The sequence below is a fragment of the Bradyrhizobium sp. SZCCHNR1098 genome (assembly GCF_032489375.1).
Classification (GTDB): domain Bacteria; phylum Pseudomonadota; class Alphaproteobacteria; order Rhizobiales; family Xanthobacteraceae; genus Bradyrhizobium.
Genome location: NZ_JAUEXY010000001.1, coordinates 518,549 through 536,579, shown reverse-complemented (window position 1 = coordinate 536,579; position 18,031 = coordinate 518,549). Strand labels below are relative to the sequence as shown.

Genomic DNA, 18,031 nt, shown 5'->3' with positions numbered 1-18,031 from the left:
GCGAGCCACGGCCCGGCAGACCTAGAAAAGATTGATGACGCTGGAATTACACGCGGCGTCTTGGGCAGCGCGCGACACCGCCGCAAGGGGAGCGTGGCAGACCTCAGGTGCCGGCGGCACGCAACTGCGCGCCGGTTCGCTGCAGATTGGCGGGCATGCTCATCAGGATGAGCTTGCGATCGGCGACCGCGTTGTGGAATTGCTCAAGCGCGATGTTGAAGGCGGTCAACGCCGCGTGCTCGATCGCGCCGTCCTCGAAGCAGGTCAGCGTGTTGCGCAGGATCTCGTCGGCCTCGGCCTGGAGCTGATCGAGCTCCTCGGTCGAATCGCACTTGCGCGCGATCGTGATCATCTCCAGCAGACGATCGCGCAGCGAGGTGTTGATGGTGCGTTCGTCGCGCTTGAGATAGCCGGCGAACCACGCGCCGGCCGAGCCCATCGCCGAAAGCGCCATCAGGCTCCACCAGATGTAGTCGCTGTAGCGGTCGAGGAAGGTCTTCTCCTCGCCATCGACGAAGGCCGCCGCGCCGGGATGGACGGGGATCGCGGCGTCCTTGTCGGTGTCCGGCGTCTCGATCTTGGCGGCAAGCGGAAATTCCGACATCAGCTGCTGGCGCACCGAGAACAGCTGATGCGTGAACGTCGAGACCGTCGATTCGGCGAGGCCCTTGCGTGCCACGATGTGGTGATTGAAGCTGATCGTCTTCACTTCATCTTCAGGGCGATCGGGCGCCCCGCCGAACGCGCCGGCCGGAATCTCGGTGGCCTCGTATTCGGGATGGTTCTGTGCGATGGCTCCGGCGGAATCGATGGCCAGGAAGGTGGGGGGGCCGCCCTCCCTGGTGGCGGCGGCGATCGCATCCGCCGTGATCTTGCTGTTGATGGGACCGGCCGCCAGATAGACATCGGCCCTCTGGCTTCGGACTGCTTCGGCGGCCTCGGTGATCGGGAATTGGACGATCTCGACCTTGCCGGGGTCGACGCCATATTGGCGCAGGATGACCTTCAGCAGGTTCGCGTTCGCCGGCGTCCGGCCGATGATGCCGACTTTGTGGCCCGCGAGCTGCGAGATCTTCGTGATCTTGGCGCCACCCTTGCGGCTCTTGCCCTTGCCGGACGAGGGCACCCAGAGGACGACGACGTTCTTGCGCAGCGTCGCTACCGCCTGTGCGTTCTTTGGGACCTCCAGGTCGCCCCGCACGATCGCAAGGTCGACCTTGGCGGCGGCCAGCGCCTGCGCGCTCTCGGCGGCGCCCTCGGTCGGAACCGGCCGCAGCCTGACGGAGGCGTGCGACTGGGAAAAGGCCTGGGTCAGGGCCTGGACGACCTTCAGGTCGTCGCTGTTGGGCGGACCGACCGCGATCTTGAGCACCACGGGACGCATCGCAAAATAGTAGGCACCCGTCAAAGCGCCGACGACCGCGAGGATCCCGGCGATGACGATGAACACGGCAGGGCGCATCCGTGAGCGCTGCGCTGGCGTGGTCTGAGTATCTACCAGATTCCGTCCTCCGGTGGTCCCAGGCCGGGCGACGCCACCGGCGGCTTCGTCTGGCCACGTCGTCCTTCGATAGAGCTGAACTGTAGCAAATTTCTTGTCCGCCCGGGGTGACATCTGCGTCATGGTTACCACCGCGCCAGTTACCGCAGGATCGGGGCAGTTCCGAGCCCCTCCGGCACGGCGCCTGTGACAAGGCTCTGATCGGGATGCGTTTTCGGCTAGTCTTGGCAACCGGACACCGGCGCGATCCAGCCGGAGGTAGCCCCGCAATCGCCCGTACGCTGCCACGTGTCCGGTCGATTGCACCACAAGAGGAGATCGAGATGCCGCAACGATTGTCGGCGGAGGCACGCGCCACCGCCCTGCGGGAGCTTCCCGACTGGTCCGAGCTGGAGGGCCGTGAGGCCATCGCCCGCACCTTCACGTTCAAGAACTTCAACGAAGCGTTCGGCTTCATGACCCGGGTCGCGCTGGTCGCCGAGAAGCACGACCATCATCCCGAGTGGCGCAACGTCTACCGCACCGTCGAGGTGGTCCTCACGACCCATGACGCAGGCGGCGTGACCACGCGCGACATCGAGCTCGCCAAGGCGATGGATGCGATCGCCGCAACGATGCGCGGCTGAGGCCTTGGCGACGACGGCACGCGCCTTGCGGCCGGCGTCGCCATCACCACATCCGAGGGCGAGGACCGCGCCTCCAGCGCCGTCTGGAACCGGAGATCGGACATCATGTCGGATGCGACCGACTACAACGTTGGCTTCGAGCCCGCGGAGCGGCTGGCCCGGGATCGCGAGACCCTTCGCCGCCGTTTCTGGATCAAGTTCAAGAAGGTTGTCGCGCGGTTGCCGTTCGCCGAGGAGCTGCTTGCGGCGTATTACTGCGCCTTCGACAAGGAGACGCCGCGGCACGTCCAGGTCGCCCTGCTCGGCGCCATCGCCTACTTCGTCGTGCCGTTCGACTTCATGCCTGACGTGTTGCCCATCCTCGGCTTCACCGACGACGCGGCGGTGCTCGCCACCGCCATCCGCATGGTCGCCTCGAACATCACGCCCGACCATCATGCCGCGGCCCGCGCCGTACTCGCGCGGCTGGCGGCAGACAAGAACGCTGACGTCGCGAAGGACGGCGAGAATATCGGCTGACGGCGGCTCGGGCCGGCAAGCCGGGTTCCCGCAGTCAGCGCCTCGGACGGGCACAACGGCAAACGACAGCAAAAAGCCCCGCGTTCGCGGGGCTTTTCTCCTGATGGGACCTCGTTGAACGCTACGAGCTCAGCGCTGGCCGCGCGCCTGGGCGCGGGCGCTGCCGGTCTTCTCGGCCTCCCAGGCCTGGTACTGCTTGAACAGCGCCTCGCGGTCGGCCTCGCTCGGCATCGCCCTGCCGGCGCTGCTCTGCTTCAGGAAGTCATCGAAGCGGTCGCGCTGTGCGCCTTCCATGGCATGGCTCTCCAGCCATTTGCTCGCGGACGGCAGCCGCTGCCAGCCGGCCAGCGGTGCCGACAGCGAGACCTCCTTCCACTTCGGATGGAACGGCGGATTCTGGAATGCCGGGAATTTGGTGAAGAAGGCATCGACGAAGGTCGCGAGCTTGCGATAGCGGTCGGTGTTCGGCGCCCAATTATAGGCGGCGAGCACGGCCGGCACAGCGATCGTGTCGACCTTCTCGCCCTCGGCGATCAGGTTCGGATAGTCCTTCGCGGTCAGGGTCGCCGGCAGGTAGTCGGTCTGCAGCGGTCGATCGTAATCGACGTTGACGAGATGGAAGCGGCCGTCGTTGACGAAGGTGCTGACCGACTTGTAGGGCTTGCCGCCGACCACGATGACGGCATCGAGCTCGCCGCGCTTCAGCTTCTCCATCGCGATGCGCTGCTCGATATAGGCGAAGTTGGCGCGCAGGCCCAACCGCTCGAACACCGTCAGCGCCGTGACGAAGGTGCCGCCATTCGGCAGGTCGACGCTGACCCGGCGGCCTTCGAGGTCACGCAGCGTGCGCACCGCGCGTGGCGCGATGACCTGCATCTCCTCGTTGTAGAGCTTGGTGACGTAGGTGAACTGCCGCTTGATGTCCTTGGCGAAGCCCTTGCGCTCGAGATAGTCGAGCGTGTCGGCTCGGACGATGCCGAGATCGACACCCTGCAGGAACAGGATGTCGGCCACGCTCTGGACCGAGCCGCGGCCGACGATCGGCAAGACGCGCAGATTGTTGCCGTCATCGAGCAGCGAGGCCAGGTCGGCGCCGAACTGCACATAGGTGCCGCCGATGGTGCCGGTGATGAGCGTCACCGTGTTGGCGTTCAGCGCCTGCTTGGTCTGCACCGAGCCGAACTGGAAGATCGCCTTGAGGCTGTCGCTCACCTTGGCGGGGTCGAACTCGCCTTCCTCGGCGTGGGCAGCAAAGCCGCACGCTATCATCATCATTGCGGCTACGGCCGCTCCAACAACACGTCGCATCTGTCCCCCTCGATGTAAGGTTGGCACATGTTTACGAGCCGGAACGCGGGCAGCACCAAGTCTCGCCTGGCGTCGCCCATGAACGGACTCGAAAATCACGCGTGAAACAAAAAAATGAAACGGGGCGGCATCGCTGCCGTCACGAGCGTTCAGTTCTGCAACTGATCGAGCCTGCGCTGCGCTTCGGTCGAGCCGAGCTGGGCGGCGCGGCGGTACCAGTTGCGCGCCGCAGCCGGATCGGCATTGATGTTGCGGATGTCCTTCGTTCCCAGCACGTGCGGATCGTAGGTCTGCGCAAGCATCAGCGCCGCGGCCGGTTCTTGCGCCTCGGCGGCGCGCTCCAGCAGCAGTCGCGCCGGCGGAATGTCGCCCGCGGCCAGCAGGCTCTTGGCGCGTTTCATGATGCCCGCGAGCTCGTCGGGATCGAGCCGGCGGACCTGCGCGGGCGGCGGAGCAGCGGTCACGGCGCCGAGGCCGGGTGCAACGATTGCCGATCCCGCGCCAGGCGAATTGATCGAGGATGGCTCCATCGCGCTCGGGGCCGGCGCGGACGGTGCCGTGGCGAAGCTCGGTGGTGCTGCAACCGGCGCGGGCTGCGTCACGCTACGATTCTGCAGCGCTGTCTGGTAGGCGTTGGCGATGTCGTCACGCGTCGGGGCCACGGCTGCCGTCTGCACCGGCGCCGCCGCAGCCGGCGGCTCGGGCGGCAGTCGCGCCGGCTCGTTCAGCTGCATGTCGCGCGCGGTGAGCTGCGTGTTGGTGGCCTGCGGCGGGGCCGTCGGATCCGGCGTGGCGCCGATGATGGAAGCCTTGGCACTGGCGATCAGGTCGCGCGTCGCATCCGAGGTGACAAGCGCGAAGAGCACCGCGACGCCGGCCGCAGCCACCACGGCGAGAAGAATCCGGGACGAGACCGACACGCGGCGGGTCCGCACCGGCCACTGGTCCTCGAAATGCGTGCTGTCGATCTGATTGCCGCTCTCATACTCAGAGAGGAACATCGGCATCGATTCGTCGTTTGGATAGTTGTCCTGGGTCGACCGGCCGAAACGATAGTTCGGTGGGCGCTCCTGAGGGAGTTCATCGGGGAAAGGCCTGAAGTCAGGCTCCGAAGGAGTTCTGTTGTTGAAACGCCCGCGCGTCGTCCGCTCAGCCATGGCCTTCATCCCCATCTCAACTTCACGCAACATACTTTTGGTCCCAAGCCCGTCAGAAGCTCGAGACACGTCACGATTGCCAGAGGCACCCCACTGCCGACAACTAATTGACTAATTGAATCCGACTAAAAGTGGACGAGAGCCGGCATGATTCTGGAAATATTTTGATCTGATTGTGGCAACGCGAGTGCGACATCGCACCGCACCAAATCCAGAAACGTCGAAATAACAACAGCCAAGCCCTACAATTTACCATGCCACAATGTGGCTCGGTTGCGTTAACCAAGAAACGCTCGTTTTCGGATTTTCTGCTTCCGGTTGCGAATCCGTGACGCCGGCGCGGCAGCCCGCAGAACAAATTTGCGGCGCCTCGCAGCGCGAGGATGTCACAGCGACCTCGGGCCGGCTCGAGCAAGCCGTCCGCAGAGCAGGCAGGGCTCTGCTCGGTTTGGTTGCGCGGATCAGGGCGAGGCTACCCCGGGGATACGCACCCCGGGCGCCTTCATCGCACGTCCTCAGGGGTGCAGGATCACCTTGCCCATCGCCTGGCGGCCGGCGAGCACCTTCAAGGCATCGGCGGTCTGCGCCAGCGGGAAGGTGCGGTCGACATGCGACGACAGCTTGCCCTCTGCGGTCCACCGCACGAGCTTTTCAAGATTGGCGCGGTTCTTGGCGGGGTTGAGTCGGGTCCAGGCGCCCCAGAACACGCCGCGGATATCACAGCCCTTCAGCAGCGCGAGGTTCAGCGGCATTTTCGGGATGTCGCCGGCGGCGAAGCCGATCACCAGGAAGCGGCCCTCCCAGGCGATGGAACGCAGCGCCGCCTCGGCGTAGGCACCACCGACGGGATCGAAGATGATGTCGGCGCCCTTGCCGTCGGTGAGCCGCCGCAGCCCCTCCTTGAGATCCTCCTTGGCGTAGTTCAGCGTCAGCGTCGCGCCGTGCTGCCTGGCGAATTCGAGCTTCTCGTCCGAAGAGGCACAGGCGATGACCTTCAACCCCATCAGCTTGCCCAGCTCGCACGCCGCAAGGCCGGTGCCGCCGGCCGCGCCGAGCACGGCCAAGGTCTCGCCCGGCTTCGGACTGGCGCGATCCTCCAGCGCATGCAGCGCAGTGCCGTAGATGATGATGATGCCGGCGGCGCGGTCGAAATCGAGATTGTCCGGGATCTTGACGATCGACGCTGCTGGCAGCGCGATCTTCTCGCGCGCGCCGTTATGGCCGCAGGAGGCGACGACGCGGTCGCCGATCTTCAGGTCGGTGACGCCATCGCCAACGCTTTCGATGATACCCGCAACCTCCGCACCCGGCGAGAACGGGAACGGCGGCTTGATCTGGTACTTGCCCTGGATCATCAGGATGTCGAAGAAGTTCAGCGCCGCCGCCTTGATCGCAATCACAGCCTCGCCGGGACCGGCCACCGGATCGGGCACCTCGGTGAGGACGAGATCGTCGGGCTGGCAGAATTGCGAGCAGAGAATGGCTTTCATTGGCGCTCCTTGGTCGTTGGTGCCGGATCGAGGTCCGGCTTTGGGAACGTCATGCCGGATTTGCCGCCGCGCCACAATCATCATGAGGCCGCGGCATGTGCGCGGCGCCGGCCCAAGGACGCGGAGCGCCGGACAATCCAGGTCTGCGGCCTTTGCAAGCGAAGCGTTTAGCCGCTATCCATCGCGACCAAGGATCAGCGATTCCGGGCCATTTTCCAGTCACAATATTGGTGGAACGAAGTCGCGGGGGAACTCAACGTATCATGTTGTTCGGGCGATTGTTGACAACGCTGGTCGGCAGCGTGCTGCTGTTCGGAGCACCGAGCCTCGCTGCGGCGCAGAGCGCTGCGCCGAGGGCCGCCGCTCCGCAATCGAAGGCGGCACCGAAATCGGAACCGAAGCCAGCCGTCCCGAATATCGGCGGGGCGGAACCGACGCTGATCGGACAGTTCGGCGGCTGGGGCGCCTATACCGCGATGCCCGGCGGCAAGAAGGTTTGCTTCGCGCTGGCCAAGCCGACATCTTCCAAGACCAATCCGCCCAACCGTCCGCGCGATCCTGCCTATGCCTTCGTGTCGACGCGGCCCTCCGAGAAGGTCTTCAACGAGGTCTCGATCATGATCGGCTATGCGCTGAAGCCCGGATCCGACGCCGCGGTGGAGGTCGGCGGCGCCTCCTATGCCATGTATACCCAGGGCGACGGGCTCTGGATCAAGAACGCCGCCGAGGAAGAGCGGATGGTCGATGCCATGCGCAAGGCGCCCGAGGCGGTGGTCAAGGGCGTCTCGGTCAAGGGCACGGAGACCACCGACGTGTTCTCACTGAAGGGCCTGGCCCAGGCGCTCGACCGCATCGCGCAGGATTGCCGCCGGTAGACGGCAGCCGCCGATACCGTTCGCCGGGCGGGTCGCATTTGCCGGCCGGATCGTTATATATGCCCGCTGAAAGCCTTCGGCCGCCGCGGCCGGGCAGCACTTTGGGCCCATCGACATGGCAACGACTGCCGGGCTGCGCGATTCCTCCGCGCCCCTCGAAAAGACTCCGCTCGAAACCTACGTCCCGCCGGCGAAGCCTTCGCTGATCGGCCTGTCGCGTGCGGAGCTGGCGGCCAGGCTCGGCGACATCGGCGTGCCCGAGCGCCAGCAGAAGATGCGGGTGCAGCAACTATGGCACTGGATCTATTTCCGCGGCGCCAAGTCGTTCGACGAGATGACATCCGTGTCGAAGGACACGCGCACCGCGCTTTCCGAACGTTTCACGGTCGACCGTCCCGAGGTCGTGGCCGAACAGATTTCCAACGATGGCACCCGCAAATGGCTGCTGCGGCTGCCGAGCGGCGACGATCTGCAGAAGGCCCACGAGGTCGAGTGCGTCTACATCCCCGAGACCGATCGCGGCACCTTGTGCGTCTCGTCGCAGGTCGGCTGCACGCTGAACTGCGCGTTCTGCCATACCGGTACGCAGCGGCTGGTCCGCAACCTCACCGCGGGCGAGATCGTGGGCCAGGTCATGGTGGCGCGCGACCGGTTGAACGACTGGGCCGACCGCGAGACCCCGCTCGGCAACCGGCTGATCACCAACATCGTCATGATGGGGATGGGCGAGCCGCTGTACAATTTCGATGCGGTGCGCGACGCGCTGCTGATCGTCTCGGACAACGAGGGCATCGGCATCTCCCGCCGCCGGATCACGCTGTCGACCTCGGGCGTGGTGCCGAACATCAAGCGCGCCGGCGAGGAGATCGGCGTGATGCTGGCGATCTCGCTGCACGCCGTGCGCGACGAGCTGCGCAACGAACTGGTGCCGCTGAATCGCAAATATCCGATCCAAGAGCTGCTGCAGGCCTGCCGCGACTACCCGGGCGCCTCCAACGCGCGGCGCATCACCTTCGAATATGTGATGCTCAAGGGCGTCAACGATTCGCTCGATGACGCCAGGCTGCTGGTCAAGCTGCTCAAGGGCATCCCGGCCAAGATCAATTTGATCCCGTTCAATCCCTGGCCCGGCTCGGCCTATGAGTGCTCGGACTGGGAGCAGATCGAGAAGTTCTCCGAATACGTCTTCAACGCCGGCTACTCCTCGCCGGTGCGCACGCCGCGCGGCCGCGACATCCTCGCCGCCTGCGGCCAGTTGAAGTCGGAGACGGAGAAGCTGTCCGCGCGGGAGCGTCAGGCACTGCGCGCGATGGCGATGACGGATTGATGATTGATCGCGCCTGCATCTCCGAACAAGATCGTCATGCCCGGGCTTGACCCGGGCACCCATCAATTCATCGACTGAATGATAGATGGCCGGCTCAAGCCGGGCCATGACGAGCGAAGAAAGCGGGGCCTCGCTTGGGTAACACGGGTCTAAAGCCATGGCGCTGATTGGCCGTCTCTTCGTGATCGCTTTCGCCTTTCTCGGCGCGTGCTTCCTCGCGGGGCTGATCGTCGTGACCGCGATCCTGTTTCCGGAGTTCGCCGATCTCGGCAACGGCCCGATCGATCAGGGCGCGTTCGAGGTCATCATCGGCTTCGGCTTCATCTTCGTGTCGGGCTTCGCGCTGATCCCGGCGCTGCTGATCTCACTGATCACCGAGGCGTTCTCGATCCGCAGCGTGGTTGCTTATGCGATCGGCGGCGGGGTGGTCGGCGCAGCCTGCTATCTCGGTCTCGTCCCGTTCGATCCCGAGACCTTCCGCTTCGAAGGCATCGTGCGCCGCCATCTCGAGATCCTGACCGGCGCCGGCATCGTCGGCGGACTGGTCTATTGGCTGATTGCCGGGCGCAACGCCGGCCGCTGGCGCGAGCCGCCGCCGCGTCTGCCGCCACCGCCACCGTTGCCGTCGGGATCGCCACATTGAGCCGCCGGCCTTTCCATCGCCACCTGCTTTCGCTAAACCGCGCGTCATGAACCGGACCGGCCTCTTCATCGCATTGTCGCTCGCGCTCGTCATCGGCGTGCTGTTCGGCGTCTATCCCGAGCTCGATCTCAAGCTGGCCGCGCTGTTCTACGATCCGCGCACGCGCAGCTTCCCCTTGAAGCTCGACGGCTATGCCGCGTTCGCGCGCGATGCCGCGATGTGGCTCGCCTGGGGCATCGCGCTGCCGTCCATCGTTGCGCTGGTGGTGAAGCTCATCCGTCCCGACCGGCCCCTGCTGGTGAAGGGCCGCACCATGGCGTTCCTGCTGCTGACCTTGTCGCTCTCGGCCGGCGTGCTCACCAATTTCACCTTCAAATCCTATTGGGGCCGGCCGCGCCCGGTCGTCGTGGCCGAGTTCGGCGGCGACATGCAGTTCGTGCCGTGGTGGGATCCGCGCGGCGGCTGCGGCCGCAACTGCTCGTTCTTCTCCGGTGAGGGTGCCACCGCATTCTGGACCCTGGCGCCGGCCGCGCTGACGCCGCCGGCGATCCGGCCCGTCGCCTACGGCGCCGCTGTCCTGTTCGGCCTCGCCACCTCGGTGTTGCGGATGGCCTTCGGCGGCCACTTCCTCACCGACATCGCCGCCGCCGGCCTCGTCACCTTCATCGTGATCTGGCTGCTGCACGGCTACATCTACCGCTGGCCGTCCACCCGCCTCACCGACGCCGGCATCGACGCCGCCCTGACCCGCTTCGCCTGGCCGGGCTTCCGCCTGATGCGCCGGCTGTTCGGCCGCCGTACCGCGGATACCAGCCCCGCGGCCTGAGCGCGGGCCGGTCACCCTCAGTCGCCATTAAAGGCGTGCCCAGCAACGCAAAATCTGTTATTCGCGCCCGAATTTCTGAACGGCACAGCCCTAAACACTGGTTGGACTCTCCCATGACCACGATCCTGAAAAGCCTGCCCAAGGGCGAGAAAGTCGGCATCGCCTTTTCCGGCGGCCTCGACACCAGCGCCGCGCTGCTCTGGATGAAGCAGAAGGGCGCGCGTTGCTTTGCCTACACGGCAAATCTCGGGCAGCCCGACGAGTCCGACTACGACGAGATCCCGCGCAAGGCGCTGAGCTTCGGCGGGGAGAAGGCGCGCCTCGTGGATTGCCGCACTCAGCTGGTGCATGAGGGCATCGCCGCGATTCAGTCGGGCGCCTTCCACATCTCGACCGGCGGCATCACCTATTTCAACACCACGCCGCTCGGCCGCGCCGTCACCGGCACCATGCTGGTCGCCGCGATGAAGGAGGACGGCGTCAACATCTGGGGCGACGGCTCGACCTACAAGGGCAACGATATCGAGCGGTTCTACCGCTACGGCCTGCTCACCAATCCCAATCTCAAGATCTACAAGCCCTGGCTCGACCAGCAGTTCATCGACGAGCTCGGGGGCCGCGCCGAGATGTCGGCGTTCCTGACCGCCAACGGCTTCAATTACAAGATGAGCGCCGAGAAGGCGTATTCGACGGACAGCAATCTGCTCGGCGCCACCCACGAGGCCAAGGATCTCGAGAGCCTCAGCAACGGCATCCGCATCGTCAATCCGATCATGGGCGTGCCGTTCTGGCGCGAGGATTGCGCCGTGAAGCCGGAGACGGTCGTGGTCCGCTTCGAGGAGGGTCAGCCGGTCGCGTTGAACGGGCAGACCTTCAGCGATCCCGTGGCGCTGTTCCTGGAGGCCAACGCGATCGGCGGCCGTCATGGTCTCGGCATGAGCGACCAGATCGAGAACCGCATCATCGAGGCCAAGAGCCGCGGCATCTACGAGGCGCCGGGCATGGCGCTGCTGCACATCGCCTATGAGCGGCTCGTCACCGGCATCCACAACGAGGATACGATCGAGCAGTACCGCATCAGCGGCACGCGCCTCGGTCGCCTGCTCTATCAGGGCCGCTGGTTCGATTCGCAGGCCCTGATGCTGCGCGAGACCGCGCAGCGCTGGGTGGCGCGCGCCGTCACCGGTGAGGTGACCCTGGAGCTGCGCCGCGGCAACGACTACTCGATCCTCAACACCGAGAGCCCAAACCTGACCTACCAGCCGGAGCGGCTGAGCATGGAGAAGGTCGAGGACGCCGCCTTCACGCCTGCCGACCGCATCGGCCAGCTGACGATGCGCAATCTCGACATCACCGACACCCGCACCAAGCTGAAGCTCTATTCGGATACGGGCCTGCTGTCGGGATCGGAAGGCGCGGAGATCTTCCAGCTCGGCCACGACAAGAGCTGAGTTGGAGCTGTCGAGCGCAATCCTCCCCGTCTCCACCGCTGTCGTCCCTGCGAACGCAGGGACCCATATCCACCGACTGACATGGTGAGAGCCGGCTGCGGCTCCAGCCGTCGCAAAACTGGATCCCGTGAGTATGGGTCCCCGCGTTCGCGGGGACGACACCGAACAGGACGAAACGGATTGCCACTTACAAAAATGGCCGGGATCGCTCCCGGCCATTTTCATTTTTAGATCTGACGCAACCTCAGCGCGGCGGTGCCACGCCCGGAGGCGGCGGCGGCAGCGCGGCCTGGCCGCCATTGAGCAGCGGCGTGATGCGGCGGACCGTGACGCGCCGGTTGATGCGGCTCGGCCCCTGCGTCTGCTCCTTCAGATACTGCTCGCCATAGCCCTGCGAGGTCAGATTCTCCGCGGGGACGCCAAACTGCTGCGTCATCAGCGTGGCGACCGATTCGGCTCGGCGATCGGAGAGCGACAAATTGTCGGTCTCGTTGCCGACCGCGTCGGTGTGGCCTTCGATCAGGAAGACCTCGCGCGGGTTGCGCTGGATCGCCTGGTTGAGGCCGTCGGCGATGACCTGCAGCTTCGCCACCTGGTCGGGACCGATCTCCCACGATCCGGTTTCGAAGGTGATCGTGTTGAGATCGATCGACGGCATCAGCTGGCGCACCGACGGGGAGTAGCGGACCTCGTCCAGCGAGTAGCGGCGCTGGACGCGCTCCACCGGTGGCGCGATCAGCGTGTCGTAGATGACATCCGGCGGCGCCTCCTCGGCGTCGACGATGTAGCGGTTGTAGGGGATGCGGATCTCTGGCGGCGGCAGGTCGACATAGAAGCCGCCGACCGCGGCGGGATCGCGGTAGGCGTTGTCGATGATGATGATCTCGCGGCCGCCGATATCGCGGCGGATGCGGCGCAGCAGCCGGCCGTCGGCCGCCGTGACCGTGATGATCTGGCTGCCGTCGGGGCGGATCACCACCGTGCGCATCTCGCCGCGATCCTCCCGCTGCACGCGGATGTCACGCGCGCCGTAGCGGAAGCGCTCGAGCTCGTCGTGACGCACGAAGGACTGGCCGCTCGGATCGCGCACGATGACGCGTCCCGGCTCGTAGATCAGTGTGCGACCGCCCTCCTGGACCTCGCGGCGCTGGCCGCGGAAATCGTCCAGCCGCTGCGGCCCAGCCATCGGCGCGCCCGGCGCGATCGGCGTGAGCTGCTGTGCCGTCGGCGGTGGCGGCGCCGGGATGGGCGCAGTGACCTGCGGCGGCGGCCGATTGGACATGGCCGGGGGTCCGGCCGGCGGCACAGCGCCCGGACCGGCCTGCGGCGCGCCGGCGGGTCCCGGCCCCGGTCCAGCAGCACCGGGACCTGCCGCTGGAGGCGGCGCACCCGGAGCGCCTGGAGGCGTTCCCGGACGTCCGCCGGGCGGCGGGCTGCCGGACGGCGTGCCTTGCTGCGACGGCGTCTGGGTGGCCGCAGGCGCGGGTGGCGCCGGCGGGGTTCCCGGAGCAGGCGCGACCGTCCCGGCCGGCGCGGTGGGAGCACCCCGCGGCGGGGGCCCGCCTTGCGGGGAGCCAGGCGGCGGGCCACCAGCGCCCGGCCGGCCTCCTGGCGTCGGTCCACCCGGAGGGGGACTCGGCACGGCGGAAGGCTGCGGCGAGGGGCTTGCGGCCGGCGGCGAATGGGGCGGCGTCGCGCCAGCCGGGGGCGGCGGCGTTCCAGGCCGCTGAGTCGGCGCCGCACTTGGAGGCGGAGCTGGAGGCGGAGGCGGAGCAACCACGGGCGGCGAAGGCGGCGTCGGCCGTGATGGTGCCGCAGCGGGCGGCGGCGGAGCAGGCGGAGCCGCCGGACGCGGAGGCTCGCGCACCACGGGCGGCGGAGCCGGCGGATGCGCCGGAGGCGCAGCGGCCGGGGGCGGCGGCGGTGTCGGACGCGGCGGAGGAGCCGCAGGCGGCTCTGCGCGCGGCGGCGGCGGTGCGGGGCGCGGTGGCTCCGCACGCGGGGGCGGCGGGGGAGGTGGCGGAGGCGCGGGCCGCGGCGCCGCTGCCGGGGGAGGCGGCGGGGGAGCAGGACGAGGCGGAGCCGCCGCCGGCGGCTGCGGAGCTGCAGGCGGTGCCTGGTGGGGCGGTGCAGCGGCCGGCGGCGGGCCACCCGGCCGCTGCGGCGGGCCTGGCGGTTGACCATGCGGCGGTTGCTTGGGCCGACCGTCCGGGCCGACCTCGCCGCCGGGGCCGCCTGGACCCTGCGCCATGATCATCGGCGCGCTCTGCGCGCGGGAGCCGGAGCTCATTAGTTGCATCGCCGACAGCGCAGTCGTCGCCAGCAGCAGGACGCGAAGTTTGCTCATGTGTCTTGTTTTCCCGGAACGATCTTTTTCAAGCACGGAGAGATCAACGAGTATGCGTTAGGCCGGATTGTGGCGCAGTTCAAATCCGCAGGCGGATTTATTTCGACGCGAAACCACCCCCGCAGGGCCGCCATTCAGGTTTCATTCAGTCTTGATTTTCAAGGGCTTGGCCCAATCGCCGAAATGCGGGACCGGCGCACGGCCAGCCCCTTCGCAGGCGATCATCATGACCACTCAATCGCGGTCAATCCGTGGCCGGATTGGGCGTGGTCGGGCCGAGCGGCCCTCGGCCGGGGATTTCGTCTGGCGTCTGCCCGGGCAGCTCGCGCGGGGGCGCCGGCGCATCGGGTTCGTACACCGGCGGCGGAATGTCGGGCTGCGGATTGCCAACCGGATCCTCCGGCGGCGGTTCGACCGGGCGGCCCGGCGTCGCCGGCGGAATCTCTGGCGGTTCGATCGGCATCACATCGCAACCTTTCGATGGTCGCCGAGGTCGGGACGCGTGCCGCTGACGGCGGCCGCCGCCATCTTGACGTAGCGCACGATGGTGCCGGGCGAGTCCCAGAACTCGGCGTCGTCGGGCGTGATCTTCAAAAGGCGGATGTTCGGATCCTCGGCGCTGTCCCACCAGGCCTTGGCCGGCGTCGAGAACAGCTCTCGGATCTTGCCGCGATCGTTGGAAATGGCCGCGGTGCCCGTCAGCGACACGTATTTCTGGCTGCCGGCGTCTGCGAACGACAGGTTGACCTGGGGCGATCGCGCGATCTCCTCGTCCTTGTGATGCCGCGCGTCAGTGAGAAAGTAGATCATGTTCTCGTCGCGCGCGAGATAGGCGCTCATCGGCCGTGCCCGCAGCCTGTCACCGTCGCGGGTGACCAGCATCGCGAAGCCGATCTTCTTCATCAGGTCCCAAACGCGACCCTGGTCGCGCGCGTTGTCGTTGCTCATGGCCGGCTCCCTCAATGTCAGGGACGACAACGCCGCGTGGGGCGCCGATGTTCCGGACGTATTGGGGACGGCGACAGAATGCCGATTCAGCCGCGCAGCAACAGCGTGTTGCTGCGCGTGCGGCCGCATTCGCGGTAGCCGCGACCGAGCATGTCGGCGAGACAATCGTTCTGCCATTCCTCGCGCGACAGGTGTTCGATGACGACGGCCCGCGGCCACAACGCGGCAGGCGCGTCACGGAAGAAGCAGGTCAGCACACGGTCCTCGAAGCCTTCCACGTCGATCTTCAGCGCATCGACCGTGGTCGCTCCGGCCTGTTCGAGGATGGTCTGCAGCCGCAACGACGGGACCTTGAATGCCTCAGCACCCGCCTCTCCGGTCACGATGTGGCTGGCGCCGAGATTGTCGCCATCAGTCTCGATCATCACCTCGCCGTCGCTCTCGCCTGCCGCCGCCGCGACGAGCCTGACCTGGGACAGCGCGGACGCATCGCGATTGAAGCTCAGCCGCGCATGTGTGACCGGATGCGGCTCCACTGCGATCACGAGACCGCTCGGCCCGACGTGACGCGCGAGCGGCAAGGCAAACGTTCCGACATTGGCGCCGACATCCACCACCACGCCGCCCGGCGGAACGTGGCTGCGCAGGAAATCCAGCTCCTCACGATTGTAGTCGGGATTGAACAGCGCACCACGTTCGGTCGCACTGACCTGATGATAGAAGCGGAAATTGGCGCCCTGATAGCCGACATCCAGAGGACCTGCCCCCAGCACGTTGACGACGCGCGTCAACATCGGCCGGAACGCGCCGCGCTTCAGGCCGGAGCCGTGCGCCAGCCGGATCACCAGTGCCTGGGCGGCATTCGGAGCGAAGGCACCAAAGGAGGGCGGAGAAGGATCGTTGTCGGGCGTCAAGGTCGCGTCCTGGGCTGAGGGCGACGTGTGATAGCCGGTTTCGCCGCGATCTCCAATGCAGGCGGCGTGGCCGCATTGTGTCGTCACCAGGACCGCGCTGAGGCAACACCCGAGCCGCTCAGGCCGCCTTGCGCTGACGCAGGAAACGGCCGATCAGGCGACGCCGTCCCTTGCGCGGAATGAGATCAATGTCGCTGACGAGCTTGGCGCCGCCCTTGCGCCGCTCGAGCACGATCTTGCGGCTGTGGAAGGCCTCCAGCTCGGCACGATGCGCCACGCTGACGATGGTGGCCTGCGGCAGCTCGCACGTCACGATCTCCATCATCCGGTCCTGGCTCTTCTCATCGAGCGCGGAGGTGGCTTCATCGAGCACGACGATGTCGGGGCTGTGCAGCAGCAGGCGCGCGAAGGCGAGACGCTGCTTCTCGCCGCCGGAGAGCGTCTGATCCCAGGGCGCGTCCTCCTCGATCTTGTCCCTGAGATGGTCGAGACCGACCTTGTGCAGGGCTTCGCCGACCTGCGCCACGCTCCAATCCTCGGCAGCCCCGGGATAGGCGACGGCCCGGCGCAGGGTGCCCGATGGCACGTAGGGCCGCTGCGGCAGCATGAACAGCTTGCGGTCGGGGTGGAGGTTGATGCTGCCGCCGCCCCACGGCCACAGCCCGGCGATGGCGCGCACGAGCGTGCGCTTGCCGGTGCCGGATTCGCCCGCGACGAGCAGGCGCTCGCCGGGATCGACCACGACCTCGGTCTCGCCGACCACGGCGGTACCGTCGTCGAGCGTCACCTGCAGATCATTCAGACTGAGCATCGCGTCGCCGGTGGTCTCGCCGCGCTTGATGCGGCCGACGCCGTCGCCTCTCTCGGCACGTTCCAGCGCATCGAGCGACATCATCAGCGAGGCGATGCGGCGGGCGCAGGCATTCCAATCCGCGAGCCGCGGATAGTTGTCGACCAGCCAGCCGAACGCGGTCTGCACGATCGTGAACGCGCTCGCCGCCTGCATCACCTGCCCGAGCGTCATGCTGCCGTCGAGAAATTTCGGCGCGCACAGCAGCAGCGGCACGACAGGAGCGATGAGGCTGGAGCCCTGCGACACCAGGGTGGTGCGCATGTGCTGGCCGGCGAGCCGCGCCCATTGCTGCAGCACGTTGCCGAACGTCCGGTCGATGCCGGCGCGCTCTTCGGTCTCGCCGCCGAGCAGGGCGATGCTCTCGCCGTTTTCGCGGACGCGGGTCAGGGTGTAGCGGAAATCGGCCTCGGCCTGGTTCTTGTCCTCGGAGACCTGCACGAAGCGGCGGCCGATCGTCATGATCGAGCCCGAGGCGATGGCGGCGTAGGCGATCGCGGCGATGACCAGAAAGCCGGGAATGGTGAGCTCGGTGGCGCCGAGATGCAGCGTCAGCGCGCCGCCGATGGTCCAGAGCACGACGATGAAGGTCGCAGCCGAAAGCAGCGCCGAGGTCACGCCGGCGATGAAGTCGACCGGCGAATCGGTCGCGATGCGCAGATCCTCGGCGATCCGGTATTCCGGATTCTTGTGGTCGCCGCTGACGAGATTGAGCTGATAGTAGCGCCCGCTGGCCAGCCAGCGGGTGACGACGCTGTTGGTCAGCCAGGCGCGCCAGCGCCGCTGGATCGCCATGCGCGCATAGACCTGGGCGACGCCGAGAATGACGCTGCCGATCGCAAGCGGGAAGAAGATCGCGGTGAGATGAAAGACGGTCGCCGAATCGCGCTTCTCGATCGCATCGAAGATCGACCGATTCCAGACGTTGATGCCGTACTGAAATCCGACAGCCGCAACGATCAGGAACAGCAGCCCGAGCGTGAACGCCCACGCCAGACGGTCGCCGCTCTTGCCCCAATAGCCGCGGGCGCTGATCCAGAACCGGGTCAGCAGATAGCGCTTGCGCAGTTGCTCGGCCTCTTCGGGCGACAGCTCCGGATCGGGCTCCACCAGTTCGGGCGGCGGCGGCTCGACCTGGGTACCATTCTCAGCGGCGATCTCGATGATCGGCGCCTTCTCCGACGCCTGTGCCCCCGGCCGCGCGATGTCCTGAACCTGTCCCATTCCGCGATAACAGCAACGCAACCAG

The 18,031-nt window shown here is 66.9% G+C and carries 16 protein-coding genes; 7 read left to right on the top strand and 9 right to left on the bottom strand.

Annotated elements, in window-relative coordinates:
• Nucleotides 1-103: 103 nt before the first annotated feature.
• Nucleotides 104-1,462: a TAXI family TRAP transporter solute-binding subunit gene (locus tag QX135_RS02420; RefSeq protein WP_316180646.1), complete on the bottom strand. Its 1,359-nt coding sequence runs from the start codon at nucleotides 1,460-1,462 to the stop codon at nucleotides 104-106.
• Between the two features lie 245 nt (nucleotides 1,463-1,707).
• Here QX135_RS02420 and QX135_RS02415 point away from each other — a divergent pair, with 245 nt between their 5' ends.
• Both QX135_RS02415 and QX135_RS02410 read left to right on the top strand, forming a co-directional pair.
• The gene (locus QX135_RS02415) at nucleotides 1,708-2,127 is read left to right on the top strand and encodes a 4a-hydroxytetrahydrobiopterin dehydratase (RefSeq protein WP_316180648.1); all 420 of its coding nucleotides are present in this window, start codon (nucleotides 1,708-1,710) and stop codon (nucleotides 2,125-2,127) included.
• Nucleotides 2,128-2,232: 105 nt separating this feature from the next.
• Nucleotides 2,233-2,646 (top strand): YkvA family protein, encoded by a 414-nt coding sequence (locus tag QX135_RS02410; protein WP_315758657.1) that lies wholly within the window; start codon nucleotides 2,233-2,235, stop codon nucleotides 2,644-2,646.
• A gap of 129 nt (nucleotides 2,647-2,775) precedes the next feature.
• Here QX135_RS02410 and QX135_RS02405 read toward each other — a convergent pair whose 3' ends face one another.
• The 3 genes from QX135_RS02405 to QX135_RS02395 form a co-directional block, all read right to left on the bottom strand.
• Nucleotides 2,776-3,954, bottom strand: a complete 1,179-nt coding sequence (locus tag QX135_RS02405; protein ID WP_315740459.1) for a TAXI family TRAP transporter solute-binding subunit — start codon at nucleotides 3,952-3,954, stop codon at nucleotides 2,776-2,778.
• A gap of 149 nt (nucleotides 3,955-4,103) precedes the next feature.
• Entirely contained in the window at nucleotides 4,104-5,111 is a 1,008-nt protein-coding gene (locus QX135_RS02400; protein ID WP_315740458.1) for a hypothetical protein, read from the bottom strand.
• Nucleotides 5,112-5,626: 515 nt separating this feature from the next.
• Nucleotides 5,627-6,601, bottom strand: a complete 975-nt coding sequence (locus tag QX135_RS02395) for an NADPH:quinone oxidoreductase family protein (RefSeq protein WP_316180650.1) — start codon at nucleotides 6,599-6,601, stop codon at nucleotides 5,627-5,629.
• Nucleotides 6,602-6,864: 263 nt separating this feature from the next.
• Between QX135_RS02395 and QX135_RS02390 the strand changes: the two genes are divergently transcribed.
• The 5 genes from QX135_RS02390 to argG all read left to right on the top strand — a co-directional run bounded on the left by QX135_RS02390 (nucleotide 6,865) and on the right by argG (nucleotide 11,723).
• Nucleotides 6,865-7,476, top strand: a complete 612-nt coding sequence (locus tag QX135_RS02390; RefSeq protein WP_315778183.1) for an invasion associated locus B family protein — start codon at nucleotides 6,865-6,867, stop codon at nucleotides 7,474-7,476.
• Between the two features lie 115 nt (nucleotides 7,477-7,591).
• A complete protein-coding gene (gene rlmN, locus QX135_RS02385) occupies nucleotides 7,592-8,803 on the top strand; it encodes a 23S rRNA (adenine(2503)-C(2))-methyltransferase RlmN (protein ID WP_315785761.1) in 1,212 nt (403 codons plus the stop codon).
• Between the two features lie 157 nt (nucleotides 8,804-8,960).
• The gene (locus QX135_RS02380; RefSeq protein WP_316180654.1) at nucleotides 8,961-9,446 is read left to right on the top strand and encodes a hypothetical protein; all 486 of its coding nucleotides are present in this window, start codon (nucleotides 8,961-8,963) and stop codon (nucleotides 9,444-9,446) included.
• Nucleotides 9,447-9,492: 46 nt separating this feature from the next.
• Nucleotides 9,493-10,272, top strand: a complete 780-nt coding sequence (locus tag QX135_RS02375) for a phosphatase PAP2 family protein (protein ID WP_315740453.1) — start codon at nucleotides 9,493-9,495, stop codon at nucleotides 10,270-10,272.
• A 113-nt stretch (nucleotides 10,273-10,385) separates the two neighbouring features.
• Nucleotides 10,386-11,723 carry an argininosuccinate synthase gene (gene argG, locus QX135_RS02370; RefSeq protein ID WP_316180656.1) on the top strand — a complete coding sequence of 446 codons (1,338 nt, stop codon included), beginning with the start codon at nucleotides 10,386-10,388 and terminating at the stop codon, nucleotides 11,721-11,723.
• 244 nt (nucleotides 11,724-11,967) lie between these two features.
• On the opposite strand, the gene QX135_RS02365 is transcribed toward argG, so the two are convergent.
• From QX135_RS02365 to QX135_RS02345, 5 genes are all read right to left on the bottom strand, one after another.
• Complete coding sequence (locus QX135_RS02365; protein WP_316180658.1) at nucleotides 11,968-14,070, bottom strand: OmpA family protein; 2,103 nt, start codon at nucleotides 14,068-14,070, stop codon at nucleotides 11,968-11,970.
• Nucleotides 14,071-14,314: 244 nt separating this feature from the next.
• A complete protein-coding gene (locus tag QX135_RS02360; protein WP_315758646.1) occupies nucleotides 14,315-14,533 on the bottom strand; it encodes a hypothetical protein in 219 nt (72 codons plus the stop codon).
• Nucleotides 14,533-15,018, bottom strand: a complete 486-nt coding sequence (locus QX135_RS02355; RefSeq protein WP_316180660.1) for a pyridoxamine 5'-phosphate oxidase family protein — start codon at nucleotides 15,016-15,018, stop codon at nucleotides 14,533-14,535. Before QX135_RS02355 ends, QX135_RS02360 begins: the two co-directional genes overlap by 1 nt.
• A gap of 86 nt (nucleotides 15,019-15,104) precedes the next feature.
• A complete protein-coding gene (locus tag QX135_RS02350) occupies nucleotides 15,105-15,932 on the bottom strand; it encodes an FkbM family methyltransferase (RefSeq protein ID WP_316180662.1) in 828 nt (275 codons plus the stop codon).
• Nucleotides 15,933-16,050: 118 nt separating this feature from the next.
• Entirely contained in the window at nucleotides 16,051-18,006 is a 1,956-nt protein-coding gene (locus tag QX135_RS02345) for an ABC transporter ATP-binding protein/permease (RefSeq protein ID WP_316180664.1), read from the bottom strand.
• Nucleotides 18,007-18,031: the final 25 nt, after the last annotated feature.